The 19,473-nt window shown below is 45.3% G+C and carries 12 protein-coding genes; 7 read left to right on the top strand and 5 right to left on the bottom strand.

The window, feature by feature from the left end:
- Window positions 1-65: 65 nt before the first annotated feature.
- Window positions 66-1,022, bottom strand: a complete 957-nt coding sequence (locus tag M0415_RS16840) for an AAA family ATPase (protein WP_088212190.1) — start codon at window positions 1,020-1,022, stop codon at window positions 66-68.
- 274 nt (window positions 1,023-1,296) lie between these two features.
- Between M0415_RS16840 and fadI the strand changes: the two genes are divergently transcribed.
- Entirely contained in the window at window positions 1,297-2,607 is a 1,311-nt protein-coding gene (fadI, locus tag M0415_RS16835; RefSeq protein WP_088212188.1) for an acetyl-CoA C-acyltransferase FadI, read from the top strand.
- A 5-nt stretch (window positions 2,608-2,612) separates the two neighbouring features.
- Complete coding sequence (gene fadJ / locus M0415_RS16830) at window positions 2,613-4,742, top strand: fatty acid oxidation complex subunit alpha FadJ (protein WP_088212221.1); 2,130 nt, start codon at window positions 2,613-2,615, stop codon at window positions 4,740-4,742.
- A 744-nt stretch (window positions 4,743-5,486) separates the two neighbouring features.
- Here the strand turns inward: fadJ and M0415_RS16825 are convergent.
- The 3 genes from M0415_RS16825 to M0415_RS16815 form a co-directional block, all read right to left on the bottom strand.
- Window positions 5,487-6,110, bottom strand: coding sequence for a hypothetical protein (locus M0415_RS16825; protein ID WP_425383218.1), 624 nt, complete (start codon window positions 6,108-6,110; stop codon window positions 5,487-5,489).
- Between the two features lie 64 nt (window positions 6,111-6,174).
- Entirely contained in the window at window positions 6,175-10,434 is a 4,260-nt protein-coding gene (locus M0415_RS16820) for an EAL domain-containing protein (protein WP_249554650.1), read from the bottom strand.
- Window positions 10,435-10,720: 286 nt separating this feature from the next.
- The gene (locus M0415_RS16815; protein WP_088212186.1) at window positions 10,721-13,510 is read right to left on the bottom strand and encodes an insulinase family protein; all 2,790 of its coding nucleotides are present in this window, start codon (window positions 13,508-13,510) and stop codon (window positions 10,721-10,723) included.
- A gap of 169 nt (window positions 13,511-13,679) precedes the next feature.
- Here M0415_RS16815 and sixA point away from each other — a divergent pair, with 169 nt between their 5' ends.
- Window positions 13,680-14,150: a phosphohistidine phosphatase SixA gene (gene sixA, locus M0415_RS16810; RefSeq protein ID WP_011625784.1), complete on the top strand. Its 471-nt coding sequence runs from the start codon at window positions 13,680-13,682 to the stop codon at window positions 14,148-14,150.
- Window positions 14,151-14,215: 65 nt separating this feature from the next.
- Here the strand turns inward: sixA and smrB are convergent, their stop codons facing one another.
- A complete protein-coding gene (gene smrB / locus M0415_RS16805; protein WP_088212185.1) occupies window positions 14,216-14,746 on the bottom strand; it encodes an endonuclease SmrB in 531 nt (176 codons plus the stop codon).
- Between the two features lie 80 nt (window positions 14,747-14,826).
- Here smrB and prmB point away from each other — a divergent pair, with 80 nt between their 5' ends.
- The 4 genes from prmB (at window position 14,827) to M0415_RS16785 (ending at window position 19,438) form a co-directional block, all read left to right on the top strand.
- The gene (prmB, locus tag M0415_RS16800; protein ID WP_011716525.1) at window positions 14,827-15,771 is read left to right on the top strand and encodes a 50S ribosomal protein L3 N(5)-glutamine methyltransferase; all 945 of its coding nucleotides are present in this window, start codon (window positions 14,827-14,829) and stop codon (window positions 15,769-15,771) included.
- A 126-nt stretch (window positions 15,772-15,897) separates the two neighbouring features.
- Window positions 15,898-16,992, top strand: a complete 1,095-nt coding sequence (gene aroC, locus M0415_RS16795; protein ID WP_011716526.1) for a chorismate synthase — start codon at window positions 15,898-15,900, stop codon at window positions 16,990-16,992.
- A gap of 69 nt (window positions 16,993-17,061) precedes the next feature.
- Window positions 17,062-18,231, top strand: coding sequence for an MFS transporter (locus M0415_RS16790; protein WP_249554652.1), 1,170 nt, complete (start codon window positions 17,062-17,064; stop codon window positions 18,229-18,231).
- 64 nt (window positions 18,232-18,295) lie between these two features.
- A complete protein-coding gene (locus tag M0415_RS16785) occupies window positions 18,296-19,438 on the top strand; it encodes an ATP-NAD kinase family protein (protein ID WP_249554654.1) in 1,143 nt (380 codons plus the stop codon).
- Window positions 19,439-19,473 lie beyond the last annotated feature (35 nt).

Below are 19,473 nucleotides of genomic sequence, written 5' to 3'. Positions count from 1 at the left end.
TACTCATACAAAGCGATTCAGTTACCAAGGATTTATCAGCCAGTGTATTCAGACCAGCCATGCGATTAAGGGACGGCCACCTGAGTCAAAATATGGTTGACCACTTGGTCGCGGCTGACACCTTCGGCCTGCGCTTGATAACTCAGCAGCAGTCTGTGTCTTAACACATTGGGCGCAACGGCTTGAATATCCTCGGGAGAGACAAAATCGCGCTCGTGTAACCAGGCTCTGGCACGGGCGCAGCGCTCAAGCGAAATTGTCGCGCGAGGGCTCACACCGTACTCTAACCATTTTGCCAGCTCGTCACTGTAACGCGCGGGTTGGCGGGTCGCCATAATGATTTCGACTATGTATTTTTCTAGCGGTTCGGCGAGATAAATCTCCATCGCTTCGTCACGGGCGGCAAAAATATCGGCCTGGGCAATCGGCTCCGCAGTCGGCAACTCATGGGTGAGCGCTTCTTGACGGGATTGGCGCAGAATTTCGATTTCAGTGTCACCGCTTGGATAATCTAAATTCAGGTGCATTAAAAAGCGGTCGAGCTGGGCTTCTGGCAACGGATAAGTGCCTTCGTTTTCTAAGGGGTTTTGTGTTGCCATCACGAGGAAGAGCGGCGGCAACTTATAACTATTTTTCCCAACGGTCACTTGACCTTCTGCCATGGCCTCTAATAACGCCGACTGCACCTTAGCGGGGGCGCGGTTGATTTCATCGGCGAGGATCAGATTGTGGAAAATCGGGCCAGCCTCAAATTCAAAGGTGCCAGTTTGTGAGCGATAGATATCCGTACCCGTAAGGTCGGCGGGCAGCAGGTCAGGGGTAAATTGGATCCGGTGAAAATCCCCTTCCACACCGTCGCAGAGGGCTTTAACTGCACGGGTTTTAGCAAGACCTGGTGGGCCTTCTACTAATAAATGGCCATTGGCAATGAGGGCAATGAGCAGGTTTTCGGTCAAAACTGGCTGCCCTAAAACAACCTTATTGAGGTAAGTGCGTAATGCGTGGAAGCGACTCAAAGGCATGATGCTACTCGTTTTTTAGGTTGAAAATATCGATTGAAAATACGTGTGTGGGCTATAGACAACGAATATGGTAAAGAATTCCCTAAGGGTTTGGCTAGTGTTAAAAAAACAAACAGGTGTTTAAAACTTGCTGACAAGAAGTTAGAATCAGATCACACTTTAATGGTCAGACCTGTTATTGGGCTTTTTTTTGTGCCAAACAGCAGGGCAAACATGGAAATCGATAGCGCCGCCTGAAATCTCTCAGCGATAGCGCACATAAAGAGGGTGACAAATGAGTGATAGACAACAGGTAACTAACGCAAAGGGTGAGCGTATCGCCATTGTGGCTGGCTTAAGAACGCCATTTGCGAAACAGGCGACCGCATTCCACGGTGTGTCGGCGCTCGATATGGGCAAAATGGTCGTTAACGAGCTGCTGGCCCGTAGCGAACTGGATCCTAAATTGATTGAGCAACTGGTGTATGGCCAGGTGGTACAAATGCCAGCGGCACCCAACATTGCCCGTGAAATCGTGTTAGGAACTGGCATGGATGTGTCAACCGATGCCTACAGCGTGACCCGCGCCTGTGCGACCAGTTTTCAATCTGCGGTGAATGTGGCCGAGTCAATCATGAAGGGCAATATCGAGATTGGTATTGCCGGCGGCGCAGACTCCTCATCGGTATTGCCTATTGGCGTATCTAAAAAGCTTGCCCATGCCTTAGTCGATCTGAATAAAGCCCGCAGCTTTGGCCAAAAACTACAAATTTTCCGCCGTTTAGGCATTAAAGATTTATTGCCTGTGCCACCTGCCGTTGCTGAGTATTCTACGGGATTGTCCATGGGGCAAACCGCTGAACAAATGGCCAAGACGTATAATATCAGCCGTGCTGACCAAGATGAGCTGGCACACCGCTCCCACACGTTGGCGAGTGAAACGTGGGCTTCAGGTCACCTACGTGACGAAGTGATGGTGGCCCATGTTCCACCTTATAAACAGTTTATCGATCGCGATAATAACATTCGTGAAAACTCCGATTTAAGCTCTTACGCTAAACTGCGTCCTGCTTTCGATAGAAAACATGGCAGCGTGACAGCCGCTAACAGTACGCCGCTAACCGATGGTGCCTCCGCGATCATTTTGATGAGCGAAGGTCGTGCTAAAGCCTTAGGTTATCAACCTATTGGTTACATTAAGAGCTACGCATTTACCGCGATTGATGTCTGGCAAGACATGCTAATGGGGCCGTCCTATGCAACGCCATTGGCATTAAAACGCGCAGGCATGGAATTAGAAGATTTAACTCTTATCGAAATGCATGAAGCCTTTGCGGCACAAACCTTAGCCAACATGCAGATGTTTGCCTCAAAGAAATTTGCCGAAGAAAAACTAGGGCGTAATCGTGCCATTGGTGAAATCGATATGAGCAAATTTAACGTGCTCGGTGGCTCTTTAGCTTACGGTCATCCTTTTGCGGCCACAGGTACGCGTTTAATCACTCAGGTTTGTCGTGAGCTTAAACGTCGTGGTGGCGGAACGGGCCTGGCAACGGCCTGTGCTGCGGGTGGTTTAGGGGCTGCAATGATTGTGGAAGTGGAGTAATGGCGATGGAAAAGACATTTAATTTAACCCGCCGTGAAGACGGTATCGCCATTCTAACGATGGACGTACCCGGCGAAACCATGAATACCCTCAAGGCAGAGTTTGGCCCAGAGATCAGTGAGATCCTGTCTGAGATTAAAGGCGATAGCAGTATCCGTGGCCTAGTGCTGATTTCGGGTAAAAAAGATTCCTTCGTAGCAGGGGCGGATATTTCTATGCTCGACGCTTGCCAAACGGCCGGCGATGCGAAAGCCTTATCCCAACAAGGGCATGTGGTGTTTAACGAGTTAGAAGCCTTGAATATCCCTGTGGTTGCCGCGATACATGGCGCCTGTTTAGGGGGCGGTTTAGAGCTTGCACTCGCCTGCCATCAACGTGTCTGTAGTGATGATGGCAAGACCATGCTGGGCGTACCCGAAGTGCAACTCGGTTTATTACCCGGTGGCGGCGGTACTCAGCGTTTACCTCGTTTAGTGGGGATTACCACTGCGCTAGATATGATGTTGACGGGTAAGCAAATTCGCCCGAAACAAGCGTTAAAGATGGGCTTAGTTAACGATGTAGTACCACAGACGATTTTACTGCAAACCGCAGTGGAAATGGCGCTCGCGGGTAAACGCGCGGCGAAACCGGTTAAAAAATCGCTGGTTAATCAATTACTCGAAGGCACAGGGTTCGGTCGTAACATTATTTTCGATCAAGCCGCCAAGCAAGTCGCTAAGAAAACCCAAGGCAACTATCCTGCGCCGGCAAAAATTATTGATTGCGTGCGCCAAGGTATGGCGAAGGGAATGCAAAAAGGGCTTGAGGTGGAAGCCAGCCATTTTGCAGAGCTGGTGGTGTCGAAAGAATCTGAGGCGCTGCGCAGTATTTTCTTTGCCACTACAGAGATGAAGAAAGAAACTGGCGCCGAAGGGGCGACACCACGTAAAGTCAAAAAAGCCGTGATCTTAGGTGGCGGTTTGATGGGCGGTGGTATTGCTTCGGTCACGACGACTAAGGCTAAAATTCCTGCGCGGGTAAAAGACATTAACGAAAAGGGCTTAAGCAACGCGCTTTCTTACGCCTATAAGTTATTGGATAAAGGTGTTAAACGTCGTCATATGACGCCGGCCGTTCGCGACAATTTAATGGCACTGATGACAACGACGACCGAATATAAAGGCGTTAAGGACGCTGACATTGTTGTTGAAGCCGTATTTGAGGATTTAGCGCTTAAACATCAGATGGTTAAAGATATTGAGCGTGAATGCGGCGAGCACACGATTTTTGCATCTAACACCTCATCTTTACCCATTGGCCAAATTGCACAAGCGGCCAGCCGTCCTGAAAATGTGATTGGCTTACATTATTTCTCACCAGTAGAAAAAATGCCGCTGGTGGAAGTGATTGCCCATGCGAAAACGTCTCCTGAGACGATTGCTACCACAGTGGCCTTTGCTCGCAAACAGGGTAAAACGCCAATCGTGGTACAAGACGGTGCCGGTTTTTATGTTAACCGTATCCTCGCGCTGTATATGAACGAAGCAGCACAATTACTGCTGGAAGGCCAGAGTATTGAGCACTTAGACAAAGCCTTAGTGAAGTTCGGTTTCCCCGTTGGCCCTATCACTTTGCTCGATGAAGTGGGTATCGATGTCGGTGCTAAAATCGCTCCAATCCTTGAAAAAGAACTGGGCGAGCGCTTTAAAGCCCCAGCAGCCTTCGATAAGTTACTGAGCGATGATAGAAAAGGCCGTAAAAATGGCAAAGGTTTCTATCAATATGCTGCTGGCAATAAAGCGTCGAGCAAGAAGAAAGCCGTGGATGAAAGTGTTTACGCAGTACTTGGCATCAAGCCAGGTATGGACAAAGACTTAAGTGCTGTGGCCGAGCGTTGTGTGGTGCAAATGCTCAATGAAGCAGTACGTTGTTTAGATGACGGCATTATTGCTTCCCCGCGTGATGGTGATATTGGCGCCATTTTCGGTATTGGTTTCCCACCATTCTTAGGTGGCCCATTCCACTATATTGATACCCTAGGTGCCGATAACTTGGTCAACATACTGGAACGTTATCAAGCTCAATACGGCGACCGATTTGAGCCATGCCCACGTCTTAAGGCGATGGCGGCAGAAAAGGCTCGTTTCTTCTAAGTGCACAAATAGAGGCTGATTAAAAAAGCGGCAATATGATGCCGCTTTTTTATTGCCTCAAGGCTAATTTTTGCCTAAAAAATGTTCACATTTGTTTGAGTGATCTTGTATTATGGCGTCCCTATTTACGGCAGTTGTGCCGTGACACCGTCTGTGTAGATGTTGCTTAGTGCTGATAAATAGCCTCGCTCAGAGTCTATTTATATTGAGAACGGCTATTTTTTGATTTGCACATAATGGCTTAGCCGATAAAGAGGTTGCTGTGGGATTCATGTTTTATGTGGTTGTCGCCTTATCGGTGAGTTGTTCCTGGTGTTTTGGTGTTGCGGCTTTTAGAGTAGGACTTTCGGTAAGCTATTGGGCTGTAATGGGATTTATACTGGGGCCTTTAGCGTTTCCACTGTTTTCCTCCCATAAACGTATTGCGCTAAGCAGAATGCGCCGGACTTCTGACGCTAGTCTAACCGCTTAATGTTGATATGATTTGTCGTAAATGTGGCTAATAAAAAGGAGCATTTAGCTCCTTTTTTATTGACCTAGGCCACGCGCTAGCAAATGGCTCTAAGCTTTGCGAACGGTATATTTCCGCCTGAAGGTGAAATTAATTCCACCAACCCTTTGCAGGGATCACTTCAAGGTGGTTTAAGCCTTCTGGTAATTTCACTTTTTTACGAACAGGCTTTGCGAAACCAAGTGCTTTTTTGATTGAATTTAACATAGACACTCTCCTTCACCTGATTAATGTTATGCGATTTCTGTGTTAATGAACTTAACGCATGGATGTCCAGCGACTTCAAATGGCTTGAATTTAACTGCAGGATGTCCAGCGACTTCAAATGGCTTGAATTTGACTGCAGGATGTCCCGCAACTTCAACGGATTTAAATTTCACTGCAGGATGTCCAGCGACTTCAAATGGCTTGAATTTAACTGCAGGATGTCCCGCAACTTCAACGGATTTAAATTTCACTGCAGGATGTCCAGCGACTTCAAAGGGCTTGAATTTAACAGCTGGATGTCCTGCAACTTCAACTGATTTAAATTTCACTGCGGGATGTCCAGCGACTTCAAAGGGCTTGAATTTGACAGCAGGATGTCCGGCAACTTCAACAGATTTAAATTTGACAGCAGGATGTCCGGCAACTTCAACAGATTTGAATTTGACAGCAGGATGACCAGCTACTTCTGGATTAACGTCTTTAGTCGCTTCGGATGATACAACAGTTTGAGAAAGGCTTTTCTCTACAGTTGTTTCAATGGCGGCGGCTGTTGTTACAAAGCCGATTGTAGACAGTAATGCTGCTGCAGTTAGAATTCCTTTCATCATTTTATCTCTCAGGGTAGTTGATAATGTTTTATTTTTTGACACTGGACACCTTAATGCAGATGTTGTGCCAATGTATCAAACTACCGATTGAGAGATAATTTTATGATCAAATAATCTTGTGGTGGGGCATGAATTTACTCCGATCCTCTTGGAGCAACTGAGTAAATTCGGTTTCATTTATCGCTTTGCTAAAGATATAACCTTGTATTTCTTCGCAGTTAAGGGCCCGAAGGATATTTAGCTGCGCGGCTTGCTCTACACCTTCACCGACAACCGACAGACCCATATTGTGGGCGATGGTAATGATCGAATCGACCATCTTCAAATCCCGGTCTGATTTATCAATATCATCGACAAAGGCTTTATCGATTTTGAGCGTATGAATTGGGAACCGTTTTAAGTAAGAAAGCGAGGAATAACCCGTACCGAAGTCATCTAACGCTAGGCTCACTCCCATCTTAGCTAATTGCTGCATAACGGTTATAGCCATTTCTGGCTGCTTAATAACCGTCCCTTCAGTGATTTCAAGTTCCAGGTGAGAGGCCGGTAATTGCGTTAAGCGTAAAATAGATTCTATGCGTTGCTGTAGATCGGGTAGGGCAAACTGACGTGACGATAAATTGACGGCGACTCTTCCTTTGAAGAGCCCTTGTTCACGCCATTTCTGCGCCGCAAAACAGGCTTTTCTAAGTACAATTTCACCGATTTCAATAATAAGGCCATTTTCTTCCGCAAGGGGAATAAAATCATTCGGTGGGATCAGTCCACGGGTGGGATGATTTAAACGGACTAAGGCTTCCATCCCCGCGACGTGACCACTTTTAAGATCGACTTTGGGTTGATAATACACCTCAAATAAATCTTCTTTTAATCCTTCACGAATGAGGTTTTCAATTTCTAATTGTTTAATCGCGTGTTGGTTAAGTGATTCTGAGTAAAATTGGTAACAATTTCCGCCGGCAGATTTAGCATGATACATGGCAATATCGGCTTTTCTCAGAAGTGCCTGTTCACTTTGTTCATCCTCAGGGTAGAAAACAATACCAATACTCACGCCCAAAACCAGCTGCTCATTACCGATTTCAAACATGGTTTTAAAGGCTTCAATTACTCGTCCTGCAATAGCGGCACAGGCACTAATGTCAGATGTTTTATCGAGTACAATCGCAAACTCATCGCCACCTAGGCGATATATACTGGTGTTTTTAGGGAGAATAGACTTAATTCTGACGGACACTAGCTTGAGTAACTGATCACCAATTTGATGACCTAATGAGTCATTGATACGCTTAAAATTGTCGAGGTCGAGTACCATTAAGGCATGGGTAATTTCTTTATTAACCAAGTTTCCTAATGTGACTTGCAAGTTTGAGCGATTGGGCAGCCCCGTTAATAGGTCATTGTTGGTGAGTTTACGAAGTTCTTCTTCTTGCTGTTTACGTCTCGATATATCAGAAAATACCCCTACGTAATGCGATAATTCACCTAATTCATCGTAAATGGCGTCAATAGTCAGTTCCATATGGAAATGACTATTGTCACCACGGCTGGCTTCGACTTCGCTGGCCCAGCGACCTTGTTGTTTTAACATGGTACGAATTTGATTAGAAAAGGACTCCGGATACAAATCGAAGGTGAGCAGATTACCTATAAAATCAGTGCGATTACGCTGAGATATTCTACAGCACGCTTCGTTCACCTCAACAAATCGATATTCGCTGTCGAGAATAAACATACCTTCGGAAATATTTTCAATGGCTTTTTCGAACAGTTTTAATTGTTCTTCCTTTTGTTTGAATTGGCTGATGTTTTTAATTGTGCCCGTCATCCGCAGCGCATTGTCTTTATCATCTCTTTCTACAATTTTTGCTCGGTCTAAGATCCAGATCCAGCTATCATCTTTGCCTTTAACTCTGTATGCCGCTTCAAAATGATCGGTTTCACCGTAGAAGTGTTTGTTAAGCGCTTCCCTTACACGTTCTTGATCCATTGGATGAATATTACTCTCCTCATCACTATGACCAGAACGTTGACCATCCTTCGGAAATTCCAATGCTCCCCAAATATTTGAGCGGAAAATGTGACCCGTTTCTATATCCCAGTCCCACATTTCATCGCCGCTTCCCCATAAAGAAAGTTTTAAGCGTTCTTCGCTTAAAGCTATTTGCCGCTGAATTTCTCTTTTTCTTAATATTGCTTTAAATATAAAAACAGCGATGAACATTGATATAACAAAGTAAAATATTTTAGCTTGAGTTGAGGACCACCAAGGAGGTGTGATAATTACTGAAACTTCTTTTATTGCAGATTTTTTACCTGAAAGTGAATTGATAGCATATACTTGAAAATTGTATTTCCCAGGAGATAAATTCGTATATGTTGCTGAGTTGGTTCCATTTGCCGATATCCATGTATCAGAAAGACCATACATTCTATAGTTATAATTAGTGGATGAGTCTTCCGACATAGGGGAGATAAAGTTGAAGGAAAATGGATAATCTGAATACTTTAAGGTTATTTCGTTAATAGCTGAATTTTTGTTATTAAAGAAAGTGCTATCATTTTCTTGTGAAACATTAAACACAAGGAAATCAGATATTTCTGTTTGGCTTATTTCTTTGCTTTTAATATAGTTTATGACATTTTGGGGGTGTAAAATGCTGACACCGTTTATTCCAGCAAGTAAGACATAACCATTCACATCTATTGCACTTGGCGAATTGTATTCATACTGACTTCCGTTAGCAGTCTTTAAAGTATATGTTTTTTTGCTTTCTTTTTCATATATTACGACTTCACCTAATGATGCTGCGGTTATATAGTTTTCATCATTAATGATTGAATAAACTTCTTTTTTATTGGAGAATATCTTAGAAATGTTATTATCGCGCCTATCGAAAAACATTAAAGATGTAGATGTCCCAAAATAAATTCCATTATTTTCCTGCATTATACTGTATGTTATTTCCTCGCCTAAGCTGGATAATCGTCCATTATCATACTTTTTAAAACCACCCTGACCAGCTATATAGATCAAATCTCGTGAGTAAAATTCAATATCAAAAATCGGTTCGCTATTTTTCGTATCGATAACATCAATAATTTCAGTGTTATTGATGATTAACACCTTACCATCAGATGTTCCAGCTGTTATTATGGAGTTGTCACTATTACTAGACAATGAAGATATTGATTTGTCACTAATCATTATTAAACTTTTCTCAGTCTTTAAAAATAATCCTGAATTAGTTCCAAAATAAAGACCTTCTTCATTTAATATTGCGTATTTGTATCCTTGGGTTTCAGTGTTAAATCTGTTTATTAGATTAAAGTTATTGTCGAAAAGGTCTATATTTTCTGATTCAGATGATACTATAAACCCTTGTGTGTTTTTTGTTAGATGCCATGTGTTGTTTTTCGATAAATCAGTTTGCTGTACTAAATTGTTAAGTTTTTTTACAATAACAAAGCCTTTGTCAATAGTGCCTAATATAAACATATCTTTCGTTACAACAAATGAAGATATTTTATCTACCTGGTCTGGAGGAAGAGTTCCTATTATGATGTTTTTTGAGATGTTAACAATTTTTCCGTTGGTGAATCCATAAATGGTATTATTGTACTTTGCGAGTTGAGAGAATGGTCGAGAGTCCGTTTTTACTATTTCGTTGCCATTATATTGATATAACCCATGGTTGAATGATATTGAAATTTCATTATCATTCGTTTCATCTAAATCTATTGTGCCATGAGCGATTTCTTTTAACTCATTATTTACTAACTTAAATAGTTTTCCTGAGTAATCTCTTATATAATAATTATCACCAACTTTTATAGCTTTTTTTATTTCACTTAATCCTTTACTGGACAGTTCGTATTTTTTTTCTTGGTTGCTTATATCGATAATGGATTTATCAGTACCAACTATGAGGCTGTTATTTTTTGAGTTGATACTCCAGACGGGAGTATTTTTTACTGATAGGCCATAAGGAGAAAATGAGTCTTGAAGTTTATCGTAAACAACTAGACCGCTGTCTGTTCCAACATATAACACTCCTTGATCATCAACGAGTAAACTTCTAATAAAAGAACTAGGAAGCCCTGTTCTGGCATCATTAGCATAAAAGTGCTTGAAGTTTTTTCCATCAAACCGATTGAGCCCATTAAAGGTTCCAATCCATAGATATCCATCGTGATCCTGAACTATCGACGTAACGGTACTTTGGGAAAGTCCTTCTGGCACACCATACGATTGCGACTGGAGAATAATAGGTGATTTATTTGAAAAGGGAGATGCGTTTACGTCTTCTAATGCAAGGATGCCAAAAAAAGCGATTAAGACGATTTTTAAGAGTATTTTCGGCATAGTGTAGTTCTTAGTATTGTCCGAGGATGCCATGAAACAATTGTGTTACATCACTTTTCCAGAAATAGAAGCTTTTGTCAAAAGCCAGAATGTAAAAAATCCTTTTAATAGCATATAGATGGACTAATTTTGTACTTTGTCTTGACGCATTGACATTGATCTACCAACTTTTCCATCAGTTTTTTGCTTACTGACAATAGATACAACTATAGATTTACGTGCATTTAGCGATTTTGTTTGTTGGTTACCCATACGACATGAATACCATTACGTAAGTGCTAACTTGTCAAAAATTGAACTTTTCAGTGTTTTGTTTAAAGAGTTTAAGATCGGTAATCATATTGCCTGATTCAAGCTCTGACTGCGCCGCATGGGCAGAGCCTGTGCTAAAAAGCACTAGTCTATCGCTATGCTTAGTGCGCATTTTTCGCATCATAAACTTAATAAGATCTGGGCGAGTGAGTTTGTTGATTTCCGCGACCACTAATTCACGCTGATTAAACTGGTAATCACGGTTGCCCACGCTCACCCAATAACGCTGGCCTCGGGTTTTGAGGTTAGCATCATGTTCCATCACTTGATTGATGAGTCCCTGTTTAGTGCTTTCCCATTCTTCATTGGTAATTTGCATCACGGCATAATTAAAGTCCGCGATAAACTCATCAATTGCCTCTAATAAATGCAGTGGTCCCGTTGTCGGGGATTGAATATAGAAAATGAGTCCCGGATGGCGATTGAGTGGCAGATAACCTGTGCCGACCATGTAGCCTAATTGTTTTTCGGTCCGTAACTCATGGAAGAAGGTCGAAGACATAGTGTGGTTGAGTAAGCTAAACAGCGCCATTTTTTCTGGTGTGGCAATAGCTGATTGATAATAAACAATAATCGCACTGTCTTGATGGTCGATAGCCAATTCCCGAAGCAGGGTGCCTTGCCCGGTTAAGTTGATTAATTCACGGGTCGACTCCGCGCTTGGGCTAGAGACGAGGGATAATATATGTTCCAGTCGTTTTCCTAAGGCTTGCGCCTCTGATACAAGCCAATCGCCATAAATCAGCCCTTCGAGGTAAATCTTCTCGTAAAAGGCACGTACATGGTTATGCAGATCATTTAAGGTGATATTTTCAAGCATCTGAGCCATACGAGCCGGCTCATAGCTGCGTTTTTGCAGCGTGGCGGTCAGGCTAGTGAATAGCTGCGAAATCGGTTTGGCTTGCGCGAGGTTTTGCCAGCTACGTAGCAGTTGAGATTTTATTAACGCAAACCGTTCTTCGGTGAAATTACGTTCTCTCGCTTTTTGGATCAGCAGGGCTAACAGCGTTTCTTGATTCCCCGTAAAACCAGATAGATGCAGTGTGATCCCACCCTGATGGGGGTAAATGTTATAGCTAAGCCCTGCGACTTCCGCTTGGTAAGTGGGCTCAGTCAAGTAATCGAGCAGCATCTCAACGTATAAGCGGGTGAGGGCAGCATGTTTTGGGGTTTTACTCGCCTGCTCCGAATCGAGGGATAGATACATGTGGCCTTTGGGGACATTAAACTCATCGTCTTTTTTATGCCAAATTCGGTATCCCGTTGATTCCGCGACAATCACGGGTACGGCGACTTCACTTTTATCGGGCCGAGCAATGGAATCGGCCACGATAAAGGGATTGGCAGCAGGCAATTGCAACTCTGGGCGAATGTGTGTCACTTGCCAACGGGCAAGGGATTCGGGTTTTATCGGTAAGACTTTATAGGGCGTATGATACCAATTGGCTTTGCGGTCGGTCTTAACGGACTGTGCTATGAGTTGCAAGCGCATATTTTGCGGCGTCATTAAGCGCAATAGTTCAAGGGTTTCATCAATATCTAAGCCATCCATGCGATAGTCACCAAAGACTAAGTCTTCCACTTCGTAGTGGTGCATATTGATGCTTAAGTGGCTGGCTAAATCGAGGGATTTCACCTGCTCCTGATAGCGAAACGCCATTTTGAGCAGATTCGCTCGTTCTAAATAGCGCCAATCCTCAAGGCCTTGGTTTTTTATCAGCTCAATGTACTCAAAGCAGCTGCATACAATATCGTCAATATTGGCCACGCCTTTGTCGGTCAGTTGTAGACCTATGCTGTAGTCCTTAAAGTTATAGCCATTGACTCCGCCGCCTGCGGAGAGATTATTCACTAAACCTTGTTCTTTAAGATACGACAGCAGGCTGCCTTTACTCTCATTGCCGAGGATATGGCTAATGTAGGTCAGCGGCTTGCGTTTGTAGTAGTGATCGATACCTGGAAAGTTAAAACTAATACTTAAACGCTTTTGTTCCTTTAAGGGGATTATATTGATTTGCTTAAGCAGTTCATTTTCTGAAAACAGTGGCACATCAGGATACTGTTTGACGAGATTTAAGTTGCTGACAGCACTGAAATATTGGGCCGCGAGCGCCTGCAAATCATCTAACGGCATAGGGGCGACTAAACAGAGCGTCATTAAATTGGCACTGTAATGGCTTTGATAAAACGCCAATAGCTCGCTTCTGACCTGCGCCTGTTCTCCGCCTAGCGTGACTAAATTGCCCACGGAAAACTTTGAAAACGGATGCTGTTGATTAACAGTTTCTTTAAGCACTTGATAGGTGCGGCGGATATCGTCCTTCAGCTTTAAACTAAATTCAGATTCAATCGCTTGGCGCTCCCTATCAACTAGATCAAGGTCAAATTTGGGGGCGATAAAGAATTGGCTAAATCTGTCTAGGGAGTCGGCAAATACGTCGGCATTGATGGTAAAAAAGAAATTGGTGTGCTCTGTGCCGGTCCAAGCATTGTTACTGCCGCCGTGCTGATTGATAAAGGCATGATATTCGCCGGAGTCGGGGAATTTTTCCGTGCCTAAAAAGAGCATATGCTCTAAAAAATGTGCCATACCGGGTCTATCAACAGGATCATCAAAATGTCCTACGGCCACCGCCATGGAAGCGGCGGCTTGGCTGGCGTCCAAATCTTCGACCAATAATACCCGCAGGGCATTATCTAACACGAGATAGCGGTACTGACGATGATCGTTTGGACTTTTGTAAATAGACTGAGAGGCTTGCAAAGAGACACTCCGGTAACGATGGCTTGTTATATATTGATAGTCTTAATGGTTTTTGGCAAATATCTCTTGTGTTTATCGACTAAAGATTAACCCTTACAAGGTTTGTTGAAATCCATTTTAGGGCTACAATTGGGATAAAACAAAAACAAGTGTGGGTAGCGAGAGAAGTATGCAGCTATTTTTGATGCGACATGGTGACGCTGGATTTAATGCTCAGTCGGATAGGGACAGAACGCTTACCGATTTAGGAAGACACCATACTGTCTTAATGAGTAACTGGTTAGCCCGAAGTGTCAGCGATTTTGATCTTGTTTTGGTCAGCCCTTATCTACGTGCGCAGCAAACTTGGCAAGAATTGAGTCAGCATTTTCCCGAGCCTCGCAAATGGCTTGTCGTGGATGATTTAGTACCTTCTGGCGATCCCGCCAATGTGGCCGCCTTAATTGTTGCCTATGCCGAATTGTACAAGGCCGATAAAGTGCTGGTGATTTCCCATATGCCGCTCTTAGGCTATTTGGTCAGCGAGCTAGTTGCGGGTGTTGAGCCGCCCCTATTTGCCACCTCAGGAATTACTCTGATAGATAAACATGCCGAGCAGGCCTGCATTGTTTGGCAACATGCGCCCCACAGCATTAGTTAATGTCTTCGATAAAACAAAGGGCTCACATTAGTGGGCCCTTTGTTTTTAGAGGATAAATATGTCCATTAACGTCGATGTGGTTGGTCGCCAATATCGATAAGCACCAGCAGCGCCGCATCGCCACCCCATTCTTTAGGGGCCTGATGAAACGCTTTTACCATCGGATGTTGCACCAACCACATAGGCACCTGCTGTTTTAGTATGCCAGTGCCGTAACCGTGCATCACACAACAACATTGGCTTTGCTGTTTTACGGAGGCTTGAATGAGCGCCGCGAGCTCGAGTTTTGCCTCGGATTGGCGGTAACCATGTAAGTCCAGCAATAAATCCGGTTGGTAATCGCCGCGTCTCAAGCGTTTAAGCTCGAGACTGTCGACACCCTCATCGAGCCAACGCATTGGCCCCTGAACGGGTAGCAGAGGTTGATAAGTATCTGAGAAATAACTGTCAGCATGCAGTTGCTGCTCTTTCAGTTCAATTTCCTGTTTGGTTTTTAGGGGCGTGCGAAAATGCCGCTTATCTTGGGCGATAGGTTTTATCCCCTCGATCAGCGCCGAAAACATCGCCATGCCTTCTTTATCATCGTCTTTATTCATGGCGGGTATTCTATTGAATCCTATGGTTTCTGAATAGAGTTCAGTTACAATGTTTGAGAACAAACAAGCGGGAGAGCGTTTTGGATAAGATCTTTGTAGATGAAGCTGTAACAGAGTTACGCACCATAGGTGACATGTTGCGTTGGGCGGTGAGCCGCTTTAATGATGCCAATGTGTACTATGGCCACGGGACGGATAACGCGTGGGACGAGGCTATCGCCTTAGTATTTCATGCGCTGCATTTGCCCGAAGAAATCGGCCAACAGGTGATTTTAAGTAACTTAACCAGCAGCGAAAAACACAAAATCGTTGAGCTGATCATTCGCCGCGTACGTGAACGTTTACCTGTGCCTTATTTAACCAATAAAGCGCGCTTTGCAGGGCTAGAGTTCTATGTGGATGAGCGCGTATTGGTGCCACGTTCACCTATCGCCGAGATGATTGCCAATCGCTTTGGCCCTTGGTTATACGGCAAACCTGTTAATCGTATTTTAGATTTATGTACCGGCAGTGGTTGTATCGCAATTGCCTGTGCCTACGAATTTGATGAAGCCGAGGTCGATGCGCTGGATATCAGCGAAGATGCTCTCGATGTGGCGCAAATCAACGTTGAAACCTTAGGGGTAATGGACAGAGTGTTCCCGATGCAATCTGATCTGTTTTCAGCCATTCCTGAAGGTCCACAATATGATTTGATTGTCTCTAATCCGCCCTATGTGGATGAAGAAGATATCGGCGATATGCCAGATGAATACCACCATGAGCCAGCTATTGGTTTAGCCTCGGGTCGCGATGGCCTCGATTTAACCAAACGCATTTTAGCGAATGCGGCCCAATACCTGACACCAACGGGGATTTTAGTGGTTGAGGTGGGTAACTCTATGGTGCATCTGATGGAGCAATTCCCTGAAGTGCCTTTTACTTGGGTGAGTTTTGAACACGGCGGAGACGGTGTGTTTGTGTTGACACGCGATCAACTGGTCGAACATCAATCGCTTTTTGCTATTTATCGCGACGCGCAATAATCACAATAAGAATAAATTAGGTTGAGTCTTTTCCCGCTGCCAGTTAGGCTTGCAGCGGGAAAAAGAATTGTCCAGCCATTGCTGGGCGCGGAGCGATAAGCAAATCATTTAAGGTGTAAAAAGCGGATGTCTGGAAACAGTATTGGTCAAAATTTTGTGGTGACTACCTTTGGTGAAAGTCACGGTGTGGCGCTCGGGTGTATTATTGATGGTTGCCCACCAGGGCTCGAACTCACTGAAGCCGATATGCAACATGATTTAGACCGCCGTCGTCCTGGCACATCCCGTTATACCACCGCGCGCCGTGAGCCTGATGAAGTACGGATCTTATCCGGTGTGTTTGAAGGCAAAACCACAGGCACCTCCATTGGGCTTCTGATCGAAAACACCGATCAGCGCAGCCAAGATTACTCCAATATCAAAGATTTATTCCGCCCAGGGCATGCCGATTATACCTATCAGCAAAAGTATGGCCTGCGTGATTACCGTGGCGGTGGCCGCTCATCGGCCCGCGAAACCGCTATGCGGGTTGCGGCGGGCGCTGTGGCGAAAAAGTATTTAAAACAAGTGCATGGCATTAGTATCCAAGGTTATATGTCGCAACTTGGGCCGATTAGTGCCGAGACCCTCGATTTTAGTCAAATCGAGCAGAACGCCTTTTTCTTCCCCGATGCGAGTAAGCTCGAGGCGCTGGATGAGTATATGCGCGAGCTGAAAAAATCCGGTGATTCCATAGGCGCCAAAATCTCTGTAGTGGCGACTGGTGTTCCCGTGGGACTGGGCGAACCCGTATTCGACAGGCTCGATGCCGATATCGCCCATGCCTTAATGGGCATCAACGCGGTAAAAGGCGTTGAAATCGGCGATGGTTTTGGTGTTGTCACGCAAAAGGGCTCGGAAGGGCGCGATTTAATGTCGCCACTGGGTTTTGAATCAAATCATGCCGGTGGCATACTTGGCGGCATTTCATCGGGTCAACCCATTGTTGCCCATATTGCACTAAAACCGACCTCGAGTATCAGTGTGCCGGGCCAAAGCATGACGGCCCAAGGTGAAATGGCGGAAGTGGTGACTAAAGGTCGTCACGACCCCTGTGTCGGGATCCGTGCGGTACCGATCGCCGAAGCTATGCTGGCGATTGTGTTGATGGATCATCTGTTAAGACACAGAGCTCAAAATCAGGATGTTCGCAGTCATACACCGATCCTCGGCATGAGATAGGTGCGATGAATGAGACCGTCTGCATGGAATAAAGATGCATAGCGGCTGTGTAATAAATGGAATGCGTTAATGCCAACAATCTCTAGCACAAGCCAGCAGTTACGCTGGCTATGTGCCTGTTATTTTTTCTTCTTTTCAATTCTCGGCACTATGATCCCTTACCTTGGGGTCTTCTTCGAAAACCGTGGATTTAACCCTCAAGAAATCGGTTTTTTGCTCGCGATTTTAATGGCGACCCGTATCGTGGCACCCAATGTGTGGGCTAAGGTGGCCGATCGCACTGGCATGCGCTCCGAATTGGTGAAGATGGGCGCGGGCGCCGCAATGCTGGCGTATTTGAGTTTCTTCTACCACGGTGGCTTTGTGTATATGGCGCTCAGCCTCGCGCTGTATACCTTCTTCTGGAACGCGATTTTGGCGCAGCTTGAGGTGATCACCCTCGAAACTTTAGGTGAAAATGCCAGCCGCTATGGGCAAATCCGCAGTTTTGGCAGTATTGGCTATATCTGCTTAGTGGTTGGAGCTGGTTTTGCCATCGGCCAATGGGGCACCGAGGTGTTGCCTTATATTGGTTTAGCCTTGTTTACTGGGATGCTGGTCAGCGCCTTGCCGTTGCCAGCTAATCGTGCCGTACGTCCTCAAGGGCTGGAGCGCCAGCCGCTCAAATGGACTAAACCCATTCTGTGGTTCATGGTGTCGGCGATGTTATTACAGATGAGCGCTGGGCCTTTTTACGGTTTTTTTGTGCTTTATCTTAAGCAGGCGGGATACACCGAAGCGGCCGCGGGGATTTTTGTCGCCCTCGGTGCAATGGCCGAAATCGTAATGTTTATGTTTGCGCCTCGCTTACTTGGACGTTATGGCGTCAATACCTTGCTTGTTGTCAGTATCGCCATGACCGCCGTGCGCTGGTTGCTGGTGGCCTTTGGCGTTGAGAGCATGTTATTACTGGGTTTGAGCCAAGTGCTGCATGCGTTCACCTTCGGTTTGACCCATGCGGCCTCGATTCAGTTTGTGCATCGAAATTTTGATGCCAGTCATCGCAGCCAAGGGCAAGCCCTGTATGCCAGCTTAAGCTTTGGGGTTGGCGGCGCGCTCGGGACTTGGATTTGCGGTTATATCTGGGGTGATGGTAGCGGCGCTGTATGGTCTTGGGTATTTGCGGCGGCCTGTGCTTTTGCGGCCATGTTAGCGGTATTTTTGATCCCTAAGGATAGGGCGCAAGCGGTTGCGGCATAAGCTGATATTGATTGTGAAAAATAACTCATTGTAAAAACTAAAATAATGAACAAGAGAGGTTAAGGTGATCCGGTTTCGTTTAGGCTTAGTCATCAATCCACTGGCAGGTTTAGGTGGAAGTGTTGGACTCAAAGGCAGCGATGGCGTGGCCGATCAGGCACTCGCCTTAGGTGCCAAGCCCAAGGCGATAAAACGCATGATGCAAGCCTTAGAGGTGATTGTTCCTTTTGCTAATGATATCGAAATCATTACCGCCTCCGGTGTGATGGGGGAAGACGCCGCCAACGCCTTAGGTTTTAACACCCGTGTGGTGTATCAAACTCCGGAGAAAACCCTGGCCGTCGACACGCAAGCCGTTGTGCGTACTTTGCTGAACGAACCGTTAGATTTATTACTGTTTGCGGGAGGCGATGGCACGGCGCGCGATGTATATAGTGTGTTTGAGCAAGCGGTTATCGACGATAAATTACCCGTGCTTGGTGTGCCGGCTGGGGTAAAAATCCATTCGGGCGTTTATGGCATCACCCCCCATGCTGCGGGCATGGTGGTGAAAATGCTGCTCGAGGGTGAGTTAGTCAGCCTGATGAGCGCGGATGTGATGGATATTGATGAAGCTGCCTTTCGCCAAGGCACTGTGCGCGCCAAACGCTTTGGTGAGTTGTTAGTGCCTGCAGAACCCCGTTATGTGCAAGCGGTGAAGATGGGCGGAAAAGAAGTCGATGAACTCGTGCTCGCCGACATTGCCGCCGATGTTATCCAGCAGATGGAAGACGAGCTGTACATTATGGGCTCGGGCAGTACGGTCGCCTTTGTGATGGAAGAGCTTGGGCTCGATAATACCCTATTGGGGGTTGATCTAATCCAAGATAAAACCTTAGTAGCGAGTGATTTAACCGCTATGCAGTTGCTCGACCTTACTCAAGATAAGCCGGCAAAACTGATTATTACCTTGATTGGCGGGCAGGGGCATATTCTCGGCCGTGGCAACCAACAGTTGTCGCCAGAGCTTATCCGCCGCCTCGGTAAGGACAATATTATTATCCTCGCCACAAAAACTAAACTAAAAGCACTTGAAGGACGTCCCTTAATTGTGGATAGTGGCGACCCTCAATTAGATCGTGAGCTTTGTGGCTATTACAAAGTTACGACGGGTTACCATGATTATGTAATGTATCAGGTGGCCAACCCCGACTATTCAGATTTATAGCACCGAGGGGCCAGCGGCCATTTGGGCGAAATACG

The organism is Shewanella sp. 10B (assembly GCF_023475885.1).
In the GTDB taxonomy this organism is placed as follows: Bacteria; Pseudomonadota; Gammaproteobacteria; order Enterobacterales; family Shewanellaceae; genus Shewanella; species Shewanella mangrovisoli.
The sequence above is the reverse complement of the archived record's forward strand: the minus strand, read 5'-3'. Positions and strand labels throughout refer to the sequence as shown.